Origin of the sequence: Dactylosporangium sp. NPDC006015, assembly GCF_040614215.1 — a bacterium.
Taxonomy (GTDB): domain Bacteria; phylum Actinomycetota; class Actinomycetes; order Mycobacteriales; family Micromonosporaceae; genus Dactylosporangium; species Dactylosporangium maewongense.
This window is the reverse complement of sequence record NZ_JBEXUD010000094.1, coordinates 1-18,552: the sequence shown is the minus strand read 5'-3', so window position 1 is coordinate 18,552 and position 18,552 is coordinate 1. Positions and strand designations below refer to the sequence as shown.

7 protein-coding genes are annotated in these 18,552 nt (G+C 75.9%); 3 read left to right on the top strand and 4 right to left on the bottom strand.

Going from position 1 to position 18,552, the window contains the following annotated elements; all coding sequences use genetic code 11:
- From ABZ321_RS57600 to ABZ321_RS57590, 3 genes are all read left to right on the top strand, one after another.
- A partial coding sequence (locus tag ABZ321_RS57600) for a helix-turn-helix transcriptional regulator (RefSeq protein ID WP_354905487.1) occupies window positions 1-385 on the top strand: 385 nt, incomplete at its 5' end.
- Window positions 379-3,543, top strand: a complete 3,165-nt coding sequence (locus tag ABZ321_RS57595; protein WP_354905484.1) for a LuxR C-terminal-related transcriptional regulator — start codon at window positions 379-381, stop codon at window positions 3,541-3,543. The genes ABZ321_RS57600 and ABZ321_RS57595, both read left to right, overlap by 7 nt.
- Before the next feature lie 469 nt (window positions 3,544-4,012).
- The gene (locus ABZ321_RS57590) at window positions 4,013-4,780 is read left to right on the top strand and encodes a LuxR C-terminal-related transcriptional regulator (protein ID WP_344506688.1); all 768 of its coding nucleotides are present in this window, start codon (window positions 4,013-4,015) and stop codon (window positions 4,778-4,780) included.
- A 75-nt stretch (window positions 4,781-4,855) separates the two neighbouring features.
- Here ABZ321_RS57590 and ABZ321_RS57585 read toward each other — a convergent pair whose 3' ends face one another.
- The 4 genes from ABZ321_RS57585 to ABZ321_RS57570 all read right to left on the bottom strand — a co-directional run.
- Window positions 4,856-14,566: a type I polyketide synthase gene (locus ABZ321_RS57585; RefSeq protein ID WP_354905481.1), complete on the bottom strand. Its 9,711-nt coding sequence runs from the start codon at window positions 14,564-14,566 to the stop codon at window positions 4,856-4,858.
- A 43-nt stretch (window positions 14,567-14,609) separates the two neighbouring features.
- Window positions 14,610-14,819 (bottom strand): MbtH family NRPS accessory protein, encoded by a 210-nt coding sequence (locus tag ABZ321_RS57580; protein WP_344506573.1) that lies wholly within the window; start codon window positions 14,817-14,819, stop codon window positions 14,610-14,612.
- Window positions 14,820-14,858: 39 nt separating this feature from the next.
- Window positions 14,859-15,614 carry an alpha/beta fold hydrolase gene (locus ABZ321_RS57575; protein WP_344506575.1) on the bottom strand — a complete coding sequence of 252 codons (756 nt, stop codon included), beginning with the start codon at window positions 15,612-15,614 and terminating at the stop codon, window positions 14,859-14,861.
- Window positions 15,607-18,552 (bottom strand): amino acid adenylation domain-containing protein (locus ABZ321_RS57570; RefSeq protein ID WP_354905478.1); only part of this gene is annotated, 2,946 nt, incomplete at its 5' end. The genes ABZ321_RS57575 and ABZ321_RS57570, both read right to left, overlap by 8 nt.

The following is an 18,552-nucleotide window of genomic DNA, read 5'->3' as shown; positions in this document are numbered from 1 at the left end:
GGCGGCGCGGCGGCGCAGCTCCCCGGCGGCCGGCGCCGCCCTGCGTGCCGCGGGCCGCATCGGGCCCGGCAACGGCTGGAGCGTCCGGGCCGGCGGCAAGGGACCGGCCCCGGCCAGGAAGAGCGCCGCCGCGCACCGCGACGCCGGCCCGCCCCCGGCCGAGACGGGCGGCGGCCCGGGGACGTTGTCGGCGGCCCAGCTGAGGGTCGCCGAGCTGGCCGCGAACGGGCTGCCCAACGCCGCCATCGCCGAGATCCTGGACATCACCAAGCGGACGGTCGAGCTGCACCTGAGCAACACGTACCGCAGGCTCGGAATCACCAGCAGAGCGCAACTTTCCGATGTACTGGGTGGCGCGGCTGGGGAACACTCTCCGGTGTGCTGATCGAGCGGGATCAAGATGTTGAGCTCTGCCGGGCGGCGGTGACCCGGCTCCGCGGCGGGCAGGGCGGCATCCTCGCCGTCGCGGGCGGCCTGGGTGTGGGCAGGTCGGCCCTGCTACGACGGGCGGCGGACCTCGCCGCCGAAGGCGGGGTCCCGGTGGTCGCGGCCGCGGCGAACCGCGCCGAGCAGGACCTGCCGCGCAGCCTGGCGTCGCGGCTGTGGGGAGAGATCCGCGGGTCGGCCGCGGCGCGCACCGGCACGCTCCTGGTCACCATCGACGACCTGCAGTGGGCCGACGACGCGAGCCTGGCCTGGCTCACCCGGCTGGACCGGCAGGCCGGCCGGGCGGGTGGCGTGGCGGTGCTGGTGGTGCTCGCGGTCCTGGACGGCGACGCGGCCGGCGACCGGCCCCGGGTCCGCGCCGCACTGGCCCGCGCCGACCGGACGCTTCGACCGGCCCCGCTGTCCGCGGCCGGCGTCGAGCGGCTCCTGGCCAGCATGGCTGACGCGGCCAGCGCTAACGGCACTGCCGGCGCTAACGGCGCCGGTGGCCCTAACGGCGCCGCTAGGGCCAACGGCGCCGCTAGGGCTGACGGCGCCGCCAGGGCTGACGGCGCCGCTGGCAAGCACGGGGTCGCTGGCAATCACGGCGTCGGGGCAGACCGCGCCGCGGCGGCCCGCCTCCACCGGCTCACCGGCGGCAACCCGCTGCTCGTGCGCTCACTGGCGGCAAACCCCGCCGGCTGGGCACCGCCGCCCGGGCGGACGCCACCAACCGGATCAACGCCACCGACCGGGACGACGCCACCAGCCGGGGCGACACCGCCAGCCGTGTGGACGCCACCGGCCGGGTGGGAAGCGGCCGCCGGCGGTGAGACGCCAGACGTCACCGGGCGCGAGTACGAGCCGCTGCGCCGGCGGGTCGCCGCCGCGGTCACCGCGCTGCCCGCGGCGCAGTGCGCGTTCCTGCTGCACGGCGTGCTGCTCGGCGCCGACGCGGAGCCCGGGCTCGTCGGGCGGCTCGCCGGTCTCGACGACATCGACGCGCGCACCGCCGCCCGGGCGTTGCGGGCGATGGGCCTGCACGGCTCGGCCGAGCCGCAGCCGTTGCTCGACGCGGTCGTGCGGCACGTCGTCGGCACCACGATCTGCCCGGAGTCGTTCGCGGTCGGTCACGTGCAGGCGGCGGAGGCGCTGTACCGGGCCGGCGCACCCGCCGAGCGGATCGCGGCGCACCTGGAGCAGGCTGTGGTGCTGCAGCCGTACGCGGCGGGCGTGCTGTCCGACGCCGCTGCGGCCGCCCTCGCCCGTCACGACGTGGCCAGCGCGGTGCGGTACCTGCGGCTCGCGCTGCGCGGGCTGCCGCCGGACGGTGCCGAGCGGGCCGGGGTCCTCGTCGAGCTCGCCGTCGCCGAGCGGTGCGGCAACCCGTCGACGCTGGTGCGCCGCGTGCTCCAGGCCCTGCCGGCGCTGCCCGGTGACGACGCCCGTGCCGCAGCGCTGGCCCGCATCCCGCCGATGGCGCTGCTGTCCGGCGCGGAGGCCGCCGGCGAGGCCATCGACGGCGTCCTGCGGCACCTCGCCCCCGAACCCCCCGCCGCCCCGCAGACGACAGCGCCGGCCGGGCGGCCCACCGAGCGGCCCACCGAGCGGCCCACCGAGCGGCCCACCGAGCCACCGAAGCCCCAGAGGCCCCGGGAGCCGACGGAGTCGGCACAGTCCGCCGGGCACCGGCAGTACACCAGCCACCCGCAGCAACAGGGAGAGCCCGCAACCACCGGTCCCGGACGCGACGCGCCGGCGCGGGTGGCGGCGCGGCCGGCGGGTGTCGAGGCGCTGGCGCAGCGGCTGGAGGCGCGGCGGTGGTTGGCGGGCTGGCAGGACCCGGCCGTGCTCGCCGCCGCGACGGCCCGGCTGCGCGACGGGATGATGCGGCCGCGCACCCCGGCCGAGCGGGAGCTCGCGGCGGTGCTGCTGTTCTGCGCGACCATGTCGGCGGAGCTGTCCGCGCAGGAGCTGGCGCCGCTCGCCCAGCTGCTGTTCGAGGCCCTGCCGGTCGACCACGACACGCTCGCCTCGATCGCGCCGCTCCTCGTCGCCGGCGCCGTCGCCGTCGAGCGGGTGCCGGCGCTGCGGCCGTGGCTGGCGGAGGCGAGCCGGGTCTCCGACGCCGCGCCGTGCCGCCGGGTCGCGGCGCAGGTCCACGCCCAGCTGGCGTTTCAACAGCTGCACACCGGGCAGCCCGGCGCGGCGGCGGCCAGCGCCGCGAACGCGCTCACCGTGCTGCCGGACGGCCTCGGTGACGACGCGGTCGGCGCCGCGATGCTCTTCGCGGTCGCCGCCGCGGTGCCGGACGACCGGCTGCGGCAGCGGACCGCGGCGTTGTGGCGTCCGGAGCGGGCGACCGCCGAGACGGGCATGCTGCCGATGGTCCGCAACCTGCTCTACGGCGCGATGCTGTACAACAGCGAACCGCAGGCCGCGCTCGTCGCGTTGACCGAGTGCCAGCAGCAGCTCGCCACCCACGGCTGGCGCAACCGGGCGCTCTTCCCGACCGGCACGATGATCGCGCCGCTGCTGGACCGGCTCGGGCGGGCCGAGGAGGCGGTCGAGTGCATCTCGGAGGAGCACCGGCTGGTGGCCGCCTGGGGTGCGCCGGCGGCGACCGGCCGCACGCTGCGGGTCTGGGGCGAGCTCAGCCACGGCCGGCAGTCGCTGCGCCTGCTCGACGACGCCGTGGACGTGCTGGAGCACTCCGCCAACGAGCTGGAGCTGGCCCGCGCGCTGCTGGCCCGGGGCACCCGGCTGCTCGCGTCGGGGCGCAGGGGCGCCGGCGAGGATCTGCGCCGCGGTGGGCAGCTGGCGGTCGCGGCCGGGCTCTCCTGGCTGATGGAGCCGGCCACGACGGCGCTCGAGGCGCACCACGAGCAGCTGGTGCCCGGGATCAGCTCGTTCACCCCTGGCGAGCGGACGGTCACGGACCTGGTCACGGCCGGGCTGACGAACCACGCCATCGCCACGCGGCTCGGCATCTCCCAGCGGGCCGTGGAGAAGCACCTGACCAACTGCTACCGAAAACTGGGGGTCACCAATAGATCCGCACTAAAGGCGGTTCTCAACCGGGTAGCGGGTAAAATGTCCGATCCACCCGCCGAATAGCTCATTCGCCTCCAAACAACGGAAGATCACCGCGGGTAATAGTCACGCCACTCAAAGCATTCATCGATACGTCTCCGCGGCCGTGAACTCTCAAGTCAATGCTCAAATTTTTCGCAAGATCGATGTCCGCCTGTACGACCTACCCGACGGTCACAACTCGGCCCGAACCGGACTTCGGTCAGGATTCCGTTGCGCTCGGTGCCCGGATCCGGCTCCCGGGGCCGTCCGCCGGCCGTCCGGACACACGTTGACCTGCATGGATGGACCACCGCCGGCACCCATACGGAAACCTTGGCCACCCTGCGTCCCCGTCCGGCCACGCCCCGCCGCCGACTACGGTCCACCACACCGAACTAGGCGCACGCCTACCACAGTCTTTGCTGCCCGATTTGCTCGCGTTGACGCTCGCGGAAAGCCGTGCAAGGCTCCCGATGCGAGTTCAAATTTGGAGCATTTGGGAGACGTGTCGATGCTTCTGGTCGGTAACTTGAAGGCAGACGTTCAAGACGCAACTCGGACCGACCCGCTCCGCAGGCAAAACAGGAGTGAAACATCGTCGGAACAGTGCTGTCCATTTCCGCAGCCCCATCCGGCGCTCGTCGGCGCGAGCGAATACGGCGAGCTGTTTCTGTCCATTGTCGAACGGACCGGGGTCGGCCTCGCCGTCCTCAATCCACAACTGCGCATCCAGCAGACAAACGCAGCATTACTGGAGCACTGCGGCCAGCCGCGCTTCGACCTGCACGGATTCGACTTCTCCGAGCTTCTGCACCCGAGTGTGCGGCAGCACATGCGCCGACAGTTCGACCGACTTCTCACCGGTCGCAGCGGACGATTCGTCGAGCATCTCGCCGCCATTTGGGCGACCCGCACCGCCTTCACCGGATCACTCACCGGAATGGCGGTGCAGGGCGACGCCGGCCAGCTGAAGACAATCGTCGTGCTGGTCGCTCCCGACAAGGGGGAGGACGATCGGCGGGTGCTCATCAGCCCCAACAAGATCTTGACAGAAATCAATGCCAAGATTCTCGAGGGAGTGGCCACCGGTGTCCCTACCGTACAACTGGCCGCAAAGCTGTATCTGAGCCGTCAGGGCATCGAGTACCACGTCAGCAACATGCTGCGGCAGTTCAAGGTGCCGAACCGTGCGGCACTGGTGTCGAAGGCCTACTCCATGGGCCTCTTCGGCGTCGGTTCGTGGCCGCCCAAGGTGCTCAACGAGTACGTGCGCCGCTGAGCGGGGCGCACCACCAGGCAGACGAACGGTGGCCGGGACGATGTCCCGGCCACCGTTCTGTGCACCCGCCACGCGTCAGGTCAGGCCGAGCTCCCGGTCGATCAGGTCGAACATCTCCTCGTCGTCGGCCTCGTCCAGGCCCTCCGCCGCCTCGGCCGCCCCGTCGTCCCAGCGGCGCAGCAGGTTCCGCAGCCGGTCCGCGACCTGCCGCCGGGTCTCCGGGTCGACGTCACCGTCGGGCAGCGCCGCCGCGAGCGCGTCCAGCGCCGCCAGCGGGCCGTCGCCGGTGTCCGGGACGAGCGCCGCGTCGAGGTGCCGGGCGAGCGCGGCCGGCGTCGGGTGGTCGAACACCACCGTCACCGGCAGCCGCAGCCCCGTCAGGGCGGTGAGCTTGTTGCGCAGGTCGACGGCGGTCAGCGAGTCGAACCCGAGCTCGCGGAACGGCCGCGAGGCGGCGACCGCGTCCGGGGTCGCGTGGCCCAAGGTGCCGGCGGCGTGGCTGCGGACCAGGTGCACCAGCTCCCGCTGCCGCTCGTCGGCGGTCAGGCCGAGCAGCCGCCGTGCCGGCTCGGGCCGCTGCGACCCGGGCTCGTCCCCGGCCGGAGCCGCGTCCGACGACGCCGGAGACCTGGCGACATCCAGCTCGTCCAGCAGCGGGCGGTGCCTGGCCATCGAGTACAGGTCCGCGAACCGGGGCCAGTCGACCCGGGCCACGACCACCGCGGCCTCGCCGTGCTCGACCGCGTCCCGCAGCGCCGCGACCGCGTGCCGCGGGTCCATGCCGAGGATCCCGTGCCCGGCGAGCCGGGCGGACTCGCTCGCGTCGACCATGCCGCCCGCCGCCCAGGCGCCCCACGCGACGCAGGTCGCGGCCTGGCCGCGGTGCCGCCGGTGCCGGGCGAGCGCCTCGAGGTAGGCGTTGCCCGCCGCGTACGCCGCCTGGCCGAGGTTGCCCCAGACGCCGGCGCCGGAGGAGAACACGACGAACGCGTCGAGCGGCACGGCGGCCAGCAGCGCGTCGAGGTGCATGGCGCCCGCCGCCTTGCCGCGCAGTACCGCGGCCATGTCCGCCAGGCCGGTCCCGGTCAGGGGCCGCTCGTCGCCGGGCACCCCGGCCGCGTGCACGACCGCGGTGAGCGGCGCGCCCGCCGGTAGGTCCGCCAGCAGCCGGCGCACCTCCTCGCGGTCGCCGACGTCGCAGGCCACCACGGTCGCCTCGGCGCCGAGGGCGGCGAGCTCCGCGACGAGGTCCGCGGCGCCGGGCGCCGCCATCCCGCGCCGGCTGGTCAGCACCAGGCGGGTCGCGCCGGCGCCGGCGAGCCAGCGGGCCACGTGCCCGCCGAGCGCCCCGGTGCCGCCGGTGACGAGCACCGTCCCATGTGGACGCCACGGTCGGCGCGGGGCGTCGGCGGCGAGCGGGGCCCGGACCAGCCGGCGGCCGAAGATGCCGCCGGGGCGGATCGCGACCTGGTCCTCGTCGCCGATGCCGGCCAGCACGGCGCACAGCCGCGCGGCCGCGGCGGCGTCCACCGTGGACGGCAGGTCGACGAGGCCGCCCCAGCCGTCCGGGTCGTCGAGCCCGGCGACGATGCCCATGCCCCACACGTGCGCCTGCGCCGGTCGGTGCAGCACGTCGCCGGCGCCGACGGAGACCGCCCCGCCGGTCGCGCACCACAGCTTCGCGCCGACGCCGGTGTCGTGCAGCGCCTGCACGAGCCCGACGTTGCCGGCCAGCCCCGAGGTCAGCTCCGGCACCGTGCGGTGCGGCGTCTCGTCCCAGGCCAGCAGCGACAGCACCCCGTCGACCGGGCCGTCCGCCAGGGACTGCAGCCGCGCGGCGATCCGGGACCGGTCCGCCTCGCCCGCCGGGAGCCGCAGCAGCTGTGCCTGGGCACCGTGCTCGGCGATCGCGGCCAGCACCACGTCCACGGGACCGTCGAGCGCGCCCCCGGCCGACTCGTCGCCGGCCGCCACCACCAGCCAGCGGCCGGTGAGCGCGGCGGGAGCCGGGGCGGCGAGCGCGTCCCACCGCACCGCGTAGCGCAGCTCGTCGACGGCGGCCCGCACCTGCGACTCGTCGTGCCAGGTCCGCAGCGCCGGCAGGACCGCGGCGAGCGCCGCCGGGTCGGCCGACGTCGCGCCGGCCAGCCCGGTCACGTCGCCGCGCCGGACCGCGTCCCAGAACCGGTCGTCGGCGGGGGCGGCCACGGCGGTGCCGGCGGGCGGTGCGTCGAGCCAGAACCGGCGCCGCTGGAACGCGTACGTCGGCAGGTCCACGACGGTGCGGCCGGTGCCGAGCAGCGGCGTGAAGTCCACCGCGCAGCCACGCACGAACAGCTCCGCGACGGAGCGCGCGAAGCGGTCCGGCCCGCCGTCGCCGCGGCGCAGCGAACCGGCCACCACGTAGGCGCTGTCGGTGGCCGCGTCGGCGATCTCCTGGATCGGCACGGTCAGCACCGGGTGCGGGCTGCACTCCACGAACATCCGGTAGCCGTCCTCGACGAGCCGCTGCACGCTGTCGGCGAAGTGGACCGTCTCGCGCAGGTTGCGGTACCAGTAGCCGGCGTCCAGCTGCGGACCCGCGAGCCACTCCCCCGTCGCGGTCGACAGCATCGGCACCGAGCCGGGCACCCCGCTGACCGGCGCGAGCGCCTCCCGCAGCGCCGACTCGATCGACTCGACCTGCTCGGAGTGCGACGCGTAGTCGACCTCGACGAGCCTCGCCCGCACCCCGTCGGCGGCACAGTCGGCGACGAACCGGTGCACGGCGTCGACGTCCCCGGCGACCACGACCGCCGTGGGCCCGTTCACCACGGCGACGCTCAGGCGGCCCGGGCAGGCGGCGATGCGGTCCCGCACGGCGGCGACGGGCAGCGCGACCGACGCCATCGCTCCCCCGCCGGCGAGCGCGACGATCGCCTTGCTGCGCTCGGCGACGACCCGGGCGGCGTCGGGCAGGCTGAGCATCCCGGCGACGCAGGCCGCGGCGATCTCGCCCTGCGAGTGCCCGACGACGGCGTCGGGGCGGACGCCGTACGAGCGCCACAACGCGGTCAGGGACACCATCACCGCCCACGAAGCGGGCTGCACGACGTCGACCCGGTCCAGGCCGGGCGCGCCGTCCTCGCCCCGCAGGACAGCGGTCAGCGACCAGTCGACGAACGGCGCCAGGGCCTCCTCGCACGCCCGCACCGACTCGGCGAACACCGGCGCGGCGTCCAGCAGCGCGGCGCCCATGCCGGCCCACTGGGCGCCCTGGCCGGGGAAGACGAACACGACCCGCCCGTCGACGTCGGCGACGCCCTGCACGACCGTGTCGGCACCGCCCGCGAGCGCGGCGAGTCCGCCGGCCACCTCGGCGCGGTCCGAGCCGAGGACGACGGCGCGGTGTGGCAGCGCGGCCCGCGTGGTCAGCAGCGACCAGCCGACGTCGGCCAGTTCCACAGGGTTGGCGTTGGCGGCGTCGGTACCGTGGTGCGCCCCGCCGATCGACCCCAGCAGCCGGTCCGCCTGCGCGGCGAGCGCCTTCGCGCCGTGCGCCGAGACCACGATCGGCACCAGCCCAGCGCTGGGTGCCTCCGGAAGGGCAGGCGAGTCGTCGGCGGGCGGCGGCTCCTCCACGATCACGTGGGCGTTGGTGCCGCTGATGCCGAACGACGACACCCCGGCGCGGCGCGGCCGGCCGCCCGCCGGCCACGGGCGGGCCCGGTCCAGCAGTCGTACGGTGCCGGACGACCAGTCGACGTGCGGCGACGGCTCGTCGGCGTGCAGGGTCCTGGGCAGCAGGCCGTGCTCCATCGCCAGCACCATCTTGATCACGCCGCCGATCCCGGCCGCGGTCTGCGTGTGCCCGACGTTGGACTTCAGCGAGCCGAGCCACAGCGGGTCCGCCGGGTCGCGCCCGGCGCCGTACGTGGCCAGCAGCGCCTGCGCCTCGATCGGGTCGCCGAGCAGGGTCCCGGTGCCGTGGCCCTCGACCGCGTCGACCTCGGTCGCGGCGAGGCCCGCGGCGGCGAGGGCGGTGCGGATCACCCGCTGCTGCGACGGCCCGTTGGGGGCGGTGAGGCCGTTGGAGGCGCCGTCCTGGTTCACCGCGGTCCCGCGCACGACGGCGAGGATCCGGTGGCCGTTGGCCCGGGCGTCGGACAGCCGCTCCAGCACCACCATGCCGGCGCCCTCGGCGAGGCCGAACCCGTCGGCGCCGGCCCCGAACGCCTTGCACCGCCCGTCGCGGGCCAGGCCGCGCTGGCGGCTGAAGCCGACGAACTGGCCCGGGGTCGACATCACCATCGCGGCGCCGGCGAGGGCCAGGTCGCACTCGCCGCGGTGCAGCGACTCCACCGCCAGGTGCAGGGCGACCAGCGACGACGAGCACGCGGTGTCGACGGTGACCGCCGGGCCCTCCAGCCCCAGCACGTAGCTGATCCGTCCCGACGCGACGCTCGACGCGCCACCGGTGACGAGGTACCCCTCGAGGCCCGAGGGGCCGGAAGCGCCGGTCTGCAGCCGGGAGCCGTACGCCTGGTCGGCCATGCCGACGAACACGCCGGTGCGGCTGTCGCGCAGCGACGTCGGGGCGATCCGGGCGTGTTCGGTGGCGTCCCAGGCGACCTCGAGCAGCAGCCGCTGCTGCGGGTCCATGGCGACCGCCTCGCGGGGGCTGATCCCGAACGCCTCGGGGTCGAAGTCGGCGGCGTCGTAGAGGAAGCCGCCGTCCCGCACGTACGTGGTGCCGGCGTGGTCGGGATCGGGGTCGTAGAGGGCGGCGAGATCCCAGCCGCGGTCGGTCGGCATCGCCCCGACGGCGTCGACCTCGCCGGCGACGACCCGCCACAGGTCCTCCGGGCTCCGCACGCCGCCCGGGTACCGGCAGCCGATGCCGACGATGACGACCGGGTCGTCGCGGTCGGCGGCCGCGACCGGCGCGGCGGCCGGCGCGTCCTGGGCCTCGCCGAACAGCGACGCGCGCAGGAACCGGGCCAGGTGTGCGGGCGTGGGGTGGTCGAACACGGCGGTCGCCGGCAGCCGCAGCCCGGTCGCGGCGTTGAGCGCGTTGCGCAGCTCGACCGCCGACAGCGAGTCGAAGCCGAGCTCCATGAACGCGCGGGAGCTCTCGACGGTGGCCGCGGACGCGTGCCCGAGGACCCGGGCGACCTGCCCGCGGACCAGGTCGAGCAGGACCCGGTCCCGCTCTGCGCCGCCCGCCCCGGCGAGGTCGCGGGCGAGCGTGCCACCGCCGCCCGTCGCGGCCGGTGGCGGGGCCGCGTCCGCCAGGCGGCGGATCTCCGGCAGCGCGCCGATGAGCGGGCTGGGCCGGGCGCTGCCGAAGACGGCGGCGAAGCGCTCCCAGTCGACGTCGGCGACGGCGACCGTGGTGTCGTCGTGGTCGAGGACCTGCTGCAGGGCGTGCATCGCCGGCTCGGGGTCGATCAGCGGCACGCCGCGGCGGCGCAGCGTGTCGGCGAGGGAGTCGGCGATCATGCCGCCGCCGGCCCACGGGCCCCACGCGATCGAGTGGGCGGCGACGCCGTCGGCGCGCTGCTGCTCGGCGAGGGCGTCGAGGTGGGCGTTCGCGGCCGCGTACGCGCCGTGGTCGCCGACGCCCCAGACCGCCGCGATCGAGGAGAAGTAGACGACGGCGTCGAGGGCGGTCCGGTCCAGCAGGGCGTCGAGGTGCAGCGCCCCGGCGACCTTCCCGGCGGCGACCGAGGCCATCCCGTCGGCGGTCAGGTCCGGCAGCGCGGCCAGGTCGGCGACGCCGGCGGTGTGCATGACCGTGGTGATCGGCTCGCCCCGCCCGGCGCAGTCGGCGACGAGCGCGGCGACGGCGTCCCGGTCGGCGACGTCGCACGCGACGACCCTCGCCTCGGTGCCCGCGGCGGCGAGCTCGGCGACGAGGTCGGCCGCGCCGGGTGCGTCGGCGCCGCGCCGGCTGGTGAGCACGAGCCGGTGGGCGCCGCCGGCGGCGAGCCACCGGGCGACGTGCCCGCCGAGGGCGCCGGTGCCGCCGGTGACGAGGACGGTCCCGGTCGGCCGCCACGCGCGGGCGGGTGCGGTGGTGCCGGTGCCGGCGTGGACGAGGCGCCGCCCGAAGACGCCGGTGGCGCGCACCGCGACCTGGTCCTCGCCACCGAGCTCGCCGAGCCCGGCGAGCACCGCGCAAAGTCTGGCCGCCGCGCGGGCGTCCAGCGCCGCCGGCAGGTCGACGAGGCCGCCCCAGGTCCGCGGGAACTCCAGGGCCGCGACCCGGCCGAGGCCCCACGTCTGCGCCTGCGCGGGTGCGGCGAGCCGCTCGCCGTCCACGGCCACCGCGCCACGGGTCACGCACCACAGCGGCGCGGCGGTGCCGAGGCCGGCGAGGGCCTGGATGAGCAGCAGGTTGCCGGCGGGCGCCGACTCGTCGGTGCCCAGCAGTGACAGCACCCCGTCGACGGGCTCGGCCAGCGCCTCGCACAGCGCGTCAGGGAGGGCCGCGTCGTCGGCGGCGAGGGTGCGCACGGTCGCGCCGTGGGCGGTGAGCGCCTCTGCGACAGGGCCGGCCGTGGTATCCCCGAAGGGGTGCACCACCAGCCACGTGCCGGTGAGGGTGACCGCGGACGGCTCGGGCAGCGCGTCCCAGCGGATCTTGTACCGCCAGCCGTCGACCAGGCCGCGGACGGCCCGCCGCTCGTGCCAGGTGCGCAGCGCGGGCAGCACGGCGCCGATCGCGCCGGCGTCGGTGGCGAGGACCCCGGCGAGCTCGGCCGCGTCCGAACGTTCGACGGCTTCCCAGAACTCGGCGTCGACGGTCCCGGTCGGCCCGGTCGCCGTGTCCTCCAGCAGCGGCGCGTCGAGCCAGTACCGCTGCCGCTGGAACGCGTACGTGGGCAGGGCGACGGTCCGCCGGCCGGGGCCGAAGACGCCGGTCCAGTCGACGGCCGCGCCGTGCGCCCAGGCGGCGCCGAGCGAGGCGAGGAACCTGTCCCGGCCGCCGTCGTCGCGGCGCAGGGTCCCGGTGACGAACGCGTCCCCGGTGTGGCCTTCGAGGGTCTCCTGGATCCCGACGGTGAGCACTGGGTGGGCGCTGACCTCGACGAACGTCGTCACGCCCGCGTCGGCGAGGTCGCGGACGGCGGCGGCGAACTCGACGGTGTGCCGCAGGTTGCGGTACCAGTAGTCCGCGCCGCCGACGGTGACACCATCGAGGTCGGCGCCGACGGTCGAGCGCAAAGGGACCGTGGCGGGACCTGGGGCGACCGGGGCGAGCAGCTCCAGCAGCCGGTCCCGGATCGCCTCCACCTGCACACCGTGGGAGGCGTAGTCGACGTCGACGCGCCGCGTCCGTACACCCGCCGCATCACACACCGCGGTGAACTCGTCGAGCGCGTCGGGCTCCCCGGACACCACCGCGGAGGTCGTGCCGTTGACGGCGGCGACGCCGAGCCGGCCCGCCCACGGCTCGATCCGCCCGGCGACGTCGGCGGCGGGCAGCGCCACCGACAGCATGCCGCCCTTCCCCGCCAGGGCGGACAGCGCCTGGCTGCGCAGCACGACGACGCGGGCGGCGTCGTCGAGCGAGAGGATCCCGGCGACGTACGCGGCGGCGATCTCGCCCTGCGAGTGCCCGACGACGACGTCGGGTTCGACGCCGGCGGCCCGCCACATCCCGGCGAGGGACACCATCACCGCGAACAGCACCGGCTGGACCACGTCGACCCGGCTCAGCGGGGGCGCGTCCGGTTCGCCGCGCAGGACGGCGGTCAGCGACCAGTCCACGAACGGCGCGAACGCCGTCTCGCACCGGCCGATCGACGCCGCGAAGCCCGGGTCGGTGTCGAGGAGCCGCACGGCCATGCCGGCCCATTGCGAGCCCTGGCCGGGGAACACGAACGCGACCTTGCCGCCGGGGCGGGCGACCGCGCCGGGCACGGCGCCACCGGCGATCTGCAGCAGCTGCTCGCGGACGTCGTCGTGGCCGGCGCCGACGACGACCGCCCGGTGCGGGAGGGCGGCGCGGGTGCTGGCGAGGGACCAGCCGACGGCGCCGAGGTCGTGCCCCGGGCGGTCGTCGAGGAAGCCGGCGAGGCGGCCGGCCTGGGCCCGCAGCGCCGCGTCGCCGCGCCCGGACACCACGATCGGCACCGGCCCCGACGTGGGCTCGGCGGGGTCGTCGGTGTCCTGCGGTGCCTCCAGGATCACGTGCGCGTTGGTGCCGGAGACCCCGAACGACGACACGGCGGCGCGCCGCGGCCGGCCGGTCTCCGGCCACGCGACCGCGTCGCGCAGCAGCTCGACCCGGCCCTCGGACCAGTCGACGTGGGTGGAGGGCGCCGACACGTGCAGGGTCTTCGGCAGCACGCCGTGGTGCATGGCGAGGATCATCTTGATGACGCCGCCGACGCCGGCGGCCGCCTGGGTGTGCCCGACGTTCGACTTCAGCGAGCCCAGCCACAGCGGGTCGCCGTCGCCGCGGTCCCGGCCGTAGGTGGCGAGGATCGCCTGCGCCTCGATCGGGTCGCCGAGGGCGGTGCCGGTGCCGTGCGCCTCCACCGCGTCCACATCGGACGGTGACAGCCCGGCGTCGGCGAGCGCGGCGCGGATGACCCGCTGCTGCGACGGGCCGTTCGGGGCGGTGAGGCCGTTGGACGCGCCGTCCTGGTTGAGCGCGGAGCCGCGCACGACGGCGAGGACCCGGTGGCCGCGGGCCCGGGCGGTGGACAGCCGCTCCAGCACGAGCATGCCGGCGCCCTCACCCCAACCGGTGCCGTCGGCGTCGTCGGAGAACGCCTTGCAGCGCCCGTCGGGCGAGAGGCCGCGCTTGCGGCTGAACTCCATCAGAACGCCCGGCGTCGACATGACGGTGACCCCGCCGACGAGTGCGAGCTCGCACTCGCCGCCGCGCAGCGCCCGCGTCGCCAGGTGCAGCGCGACGAGCGACGACGAGCAGGCGGTGTCGACGGTGACGGCCTGCCCCTCCAGCCCGAGGGTGTAGGCGACGCGGCCGGACGCGACGCTGGTGAGGCTGCCGGTCAGCAGGTAGCCGTGCATGCCGTCGGCGGGGCGGTGCAGCGCCGGCCCGTAGTGGGTGTAGGGCACGCCGACGTAGACGCCGCCGGGCCGGCCGGCCACCGACAGCGGGTCGATGCGCGCGGATTCGAGGGCCTCCCAGGCGACCTCGAGCAGCAGCCGCTGCTGCGGGTCCATACCGAGGGCCTCGCGGGGGCTGATGCCGAAGAACGCGGGGTCGAACTCGGCGGCGCCGTGCAGGAACGAGCCGTGCCGGGTGCAGCACTTCCCGACCGCGTCGGGGTCCGGGTCGTAGAGGTCGGTCCGCCAGCCACGGTCGGTGGGGAACGTGCTCACGGCGTCGGAGCCGGCCGCGACGAGCCGCCAGAGGGCTTCGGGTGTGTCGACGCCGCCCGCGTACCGGCAGCTCATGCCGACGATCACGACCGGGTCGTCGGCGCCGTCGGAGGTGGCCCGCGCGACCGTCACCTGTTCCTCGTGGGTCGGGCCCAGCAGCGAGTCACGGAGGAAACCGGCGACGGCGGCCGGGGTCGGGTAGTCGAACAGCAGGGTCGCCGGGATGCGGACGCCGGTCGCGGCGGCCAGCTCCTCCCGCAGCCGGGTGCCGATCGCCCGGTACACGCCGAGCTGGCGGAACGCGAGCCCGGCGTCCACGGGCCCGGGCTTGCCGGTGGCGGCCACGACCGCGGACCGGACCACGTCGAGAAGTATCCGGTCCCGGTCGGCGTCGCCCACGGCGAGCAGCCGGGAGAGCAGGGACGGCTGGTCGTCGAGCGCCATGAGCGGCACCGCCTTCGCAAGAGGGGGTCTGGTGGAGGAGCGCTCAGGCGCTCTGGTGTTCCATCGCGCGGCGCAGGCTCAGCGGACGCATGTCGGTCCAGACCTCGTTGACGTGGGCGAGGCACTCGTCCCTGGCGCCGGTGAAGCCGGCGTCCTTCCAGCCGGCGGGGATGTCGCGGCCCTCGGCCCAGATCGAGTACTGCTCCTCGTCGTTGACCACCACGGTGTAGCGGCGGGTCTCGTCGTCGGTCATGCCACTGTCCCTTCGAAGGCGAGTGTTGCAACAGGAAAGTCAGCGCAGGGCGAGCTCGTCGGCGAGGCGGCCGAGGACGAGCTCCGCGTGGCTGAGGACGGCGAAGTGGTCCCCGGGCAGGATCCGGCGGTCGAACCGGCCGGTGGTCACCGCGGCCCAGCCGTCGACGTCCTCGGCGCTGCTGACGGTGTCGCCGGCGCCCACGTACGCGCTGACGGGGCAGGTGAGCGGCGGGCCGGGTTCGGGGACGTACCCTTCGACCATCGCCATGTCGGCCCGCAGCACCGGCAGGTAGATCTCGGCGATCTGCGGGTCGTCGAGCACCTCGGCGGGGATGCCGCCGTGCCGGGCCTGCATCGCCCGGCCGAACTCGAGGTCCGGCAGGTGGCTGAGCGCCGGCATGCGGGCGGCGCCGCCCGGCGGTTTCGCCCCGGCGACCACCAGGCGGGTCGGCGACGGCAGGTGGTCGCGGCGCAGGTGCCGGGCCAGCTCGTAGGCGACGAGCGCGCCCATACTGTTGCCCAGCAGCGCGAACGGCACGTCCAGGGCGGGCAGCAGCGCCTCGGCGAGGTCGGGGACGAGGTCGACGACGCCGGTCGGCAGCGGCTCGCCGAAGCGGGACTCGCGGCCGGGCAGCTGGACCGGGCACACCTCGAGGCCGTACGGCAGGTGCTGCTGCCACGTCCGGAACGCGGAGGCGGCGCCGCCGGCGTGCGGGAAGCAGAACACCCGCAGCACGGTGTCGGTCGCCCGCCGCCGGTTCGGCAGCCAGGGGTTGGGCATGAGGTCACTCACCGGCGGTCACCGTCTTCGCTGGGGCTGGGGCGTCGTGGACATCGAAGGGGCGGCAGCAGCGGGTGCCCGGGTCGGCGACGACCTCGGCGAGCAGCGCCGTGTACCGCTCGGCGAGCCGGGCGACGGTCGCGTCGTCGAACAGGTCGACGCTGTATTCGAGCAGCCCGTCGACGCCGAGGCAGGCGCCGCCGGGGCCGAGCCGCTCGCGCAGCATCAGGTTGAGGTCGAACTTCGCCGTCGTCGACGGGGCCGGCTCGATCCGCATCCGCAGGTCCGGCAGCTCCAGCGCGCCGCGGCCGGTGTCGTCGGCGACGATCATCACCTGGAACAGCGGGTGCCGGGCGCCGGACCTGGCCGGGTTCAGCGCCCGCACCAGGTGGTCGAAGGGCACGTCCTGGTGGGCGTAGGCGTCGAGGTCGGCGTCGCGGACCCGGGCGAGCAGGTCGGTGAACGACGGGTCGCCTGAGGTGTCGGTGCGCAGCACGACGGTGTTGACGAAGATGCCGACGAGGTCGTCGAGGGCCGGGTCGGTCCGCCCGGCGGCGGGGGTGCCGAGCGGGATGTCGGTGCCGGCGCCGGCGCCGGTGAGCAGCGCCGCGAGGGCTGCCTGGGCGACCATGAAGACGCTGGCCCGGTGGCCGCGGGCGAGCGCCGCCATGCCGTCGTGGACCTCGGCCGGGACGGTGAAGCGGATCCCGCGACCGGCGGACGTCGGCACGGCGGGGCGGGGCCGGTCGAACGGCAGCGCCAGCTCCGCCGGGGCCTTCGCCAGCGCCCGCCGCCAGTACGCGGTCTGCCGGGACAGCAGGCTGCGGGTGTCGCGCGGGTTGCCGAGCAGCCGCTGCTGCCACAGCGTGTAGTCGGCGTACTGGGCCGGCAGCGGCTCCCACCGGACCGGGTCGCCGGCGACCCTGGCGGCGTAGGCGCGGGCGAGGTCGGTGGCGAGCGGCACCATCGACCAGCCGTCGCAGGCGATGTGGTGCAGCACCAGGCGCAGCACGTGCTCGCCGGGGCCGGCCGTCAGCAGCCACGCGCGCAGCGGGAGGTCCTGCTCCAGGCGGAAGGTGGTGGCGAGGGCGTCGTCGAGGTCGCGGGCGCCGTCGACGACGGTCAGCTCGACGCCGGCGTCCGCCGCCGGCACGATTCGCTGGGCGGCGACGCCGTCGATCTCGACGACCGTGGTCCGCAGGCTCTCGTGCCGGGCGACGACGTCGCGCAGCGCCCCGGCGAGCGCCGCGGTGTCGAGGGCGCCGGTCAGGTGGATCGTCAGCGGCACGTTGTAGGTGGCGCTGGGGCCGGTCAGCCGGTACAGGAACCACAGCCGCTGCTGGGCGAAGGACAGCGGCACGGCGTCGGGGCGCGGCGCCGGCACCAGCGGCGGGCGGGTGCTGCCGGTCGCGCCGTCGACGAAGGCGGCGAGCCCGACGGGGGTCGGCGCCTCGAACACCGCCCGGACCGGCACCTCCACCCCGAGGTCGGCGCGGAGGCGGGCAACCAGGCGGGTGGCCAGCATCGAGTGGCCGCCGAGGGCGAAGAAGTCGTCGTCGACGCCGATCCCGGGCCGGTCCAGGACCTCCTCCCAGACCCGCAGCATAGCGGCCTCGGCGGCGGTGCGCGGCGCCACGTAGGTCGCGGCGACGGGCCGCACCGGCAGCTCGGCGAGGGCCCGTTCGTCGGTCTTGCCGCTGGTCAGCTCCGGCAGCGCGGGCATGATGACGAGGAAGGCCGGCACCATGACCGCCGGCAGGACCGCCCGCAGCCGCTTGAGCAGCCCGGCGGCCGGGGGTGCCGGGGCGGCGCCGTGGGCGACGTAGCCGACGAGCGCGGGTTCGCCGTCGACCGGTCGCACGAGGACGGCCGCGTCGAGGACGCCGGGCAGCTCCCGCAGCGCCGCGGCGACCTCGCCGGGCTCGATCCGCACGCCGCGCAGCTTCACCTGGGCGTCGGCGCGGCGCACGAACAGCAGCTCGCCGTCGCCGGTCCAGCGGACGAGGTCGCCGGTGCGGTACAGCCGCCCGCCGGGCGGGCCGAACGGGTCGGGGACGAACGCGGCGGCGGTCAGGCCGGGCCGGTCCAGGTAGCCGTGGGCGAGCCCGGCACCGCCGAGGTACAGCTCGCCGGTCGCGCCCGGCGGGACCGGGCGGAGCCGGTCGTCGAGGACGTAGGCGCGGGCACCGCGGATCGGGCGGCCGATCGGGATGTGCCGCGGCAGCTCACCGCGACGGGTCCGCCAGGCGGTGGCCTCGATCGCCGTCTCCGTCGGCCCGTACAGGTTGAGCAGCTCGACGTCGAGCAGGTCCAGGCAGCGGCCGGCGAGCTCGGCGGAGAGCGCCTCGCCGCCGCAGAGGACGCGGCGCAAGGTCGTACACCTGCCGGCGCCGACGACGTCGAGGAACTGCCGCAGCGTGGTCGGCACGAACTTCACCGACGTCACCGCGAACCGCTCGATCGCGCGGACGAGGTAGTCGGGGTCGCGGTGCCCGTCGGGGTCGGCCAGGACGATGGTGGCGCCGGCGACGAGGGTGCCGAAGAGCTCCAGCAGCGCCGGGTCGAAGGTGAGCGGGGTCTTGAACAGCACCCGGTCGGACGGCGTGACGGGGGCGGCGGCGACGTACCAGCGCAGGGTGTTGACGACGGCCGCGTGCGGCACGACGACGCCCTTCGGGCGGCCGGTGGAGCCGGAGGTGTACAGCACGTACGCCTCGTCGCCGGGCAGCGCCTCCACCAGGGCCTCCGCGAGGACCGCGGGCGGGTCGTCGGTGCAGTCGACGAGCAGGACCGGCACGTCCGGCAGCAGGTCGCGGTGCGCCGCGTCGGTGACCACGACGGCGGGGCGGGCGTCCTCCAGCAGCCGCGCGATGCGGGCCGCCGGGGCGTCGAGGTCGACGGGCACGAACGCGGCCCCGGCCTTGCCGGCGGCGAGCGCGGCGGCGACGAG

Excerpts from the sequence above, each read along its gene's own strand:
- ABZ321_RS57590 (WP_344506688.1), top strand. The coding sequence starts at position 4,013 with ATGCTTCTGGTCGGTAACTTGAAGGCAGACGTTCAAGACGCAACTCGG.
- ABZ321_RS57585 (WP_354905481.1), bottom strand. The coding sequence starts at position 14,566 with ATGGCGCTCGACGACCAGCCGTCCCTGCTCTCCCGGCTGCTCGCCGTG.
- ABZ321_RS57580 (WP_344506573.1), bottom strand. The coding sequence starts at position 14,819 with ATGACCGACGACGAGACCCGCCGCTACACCGTGGTGGTCAACGACGAG.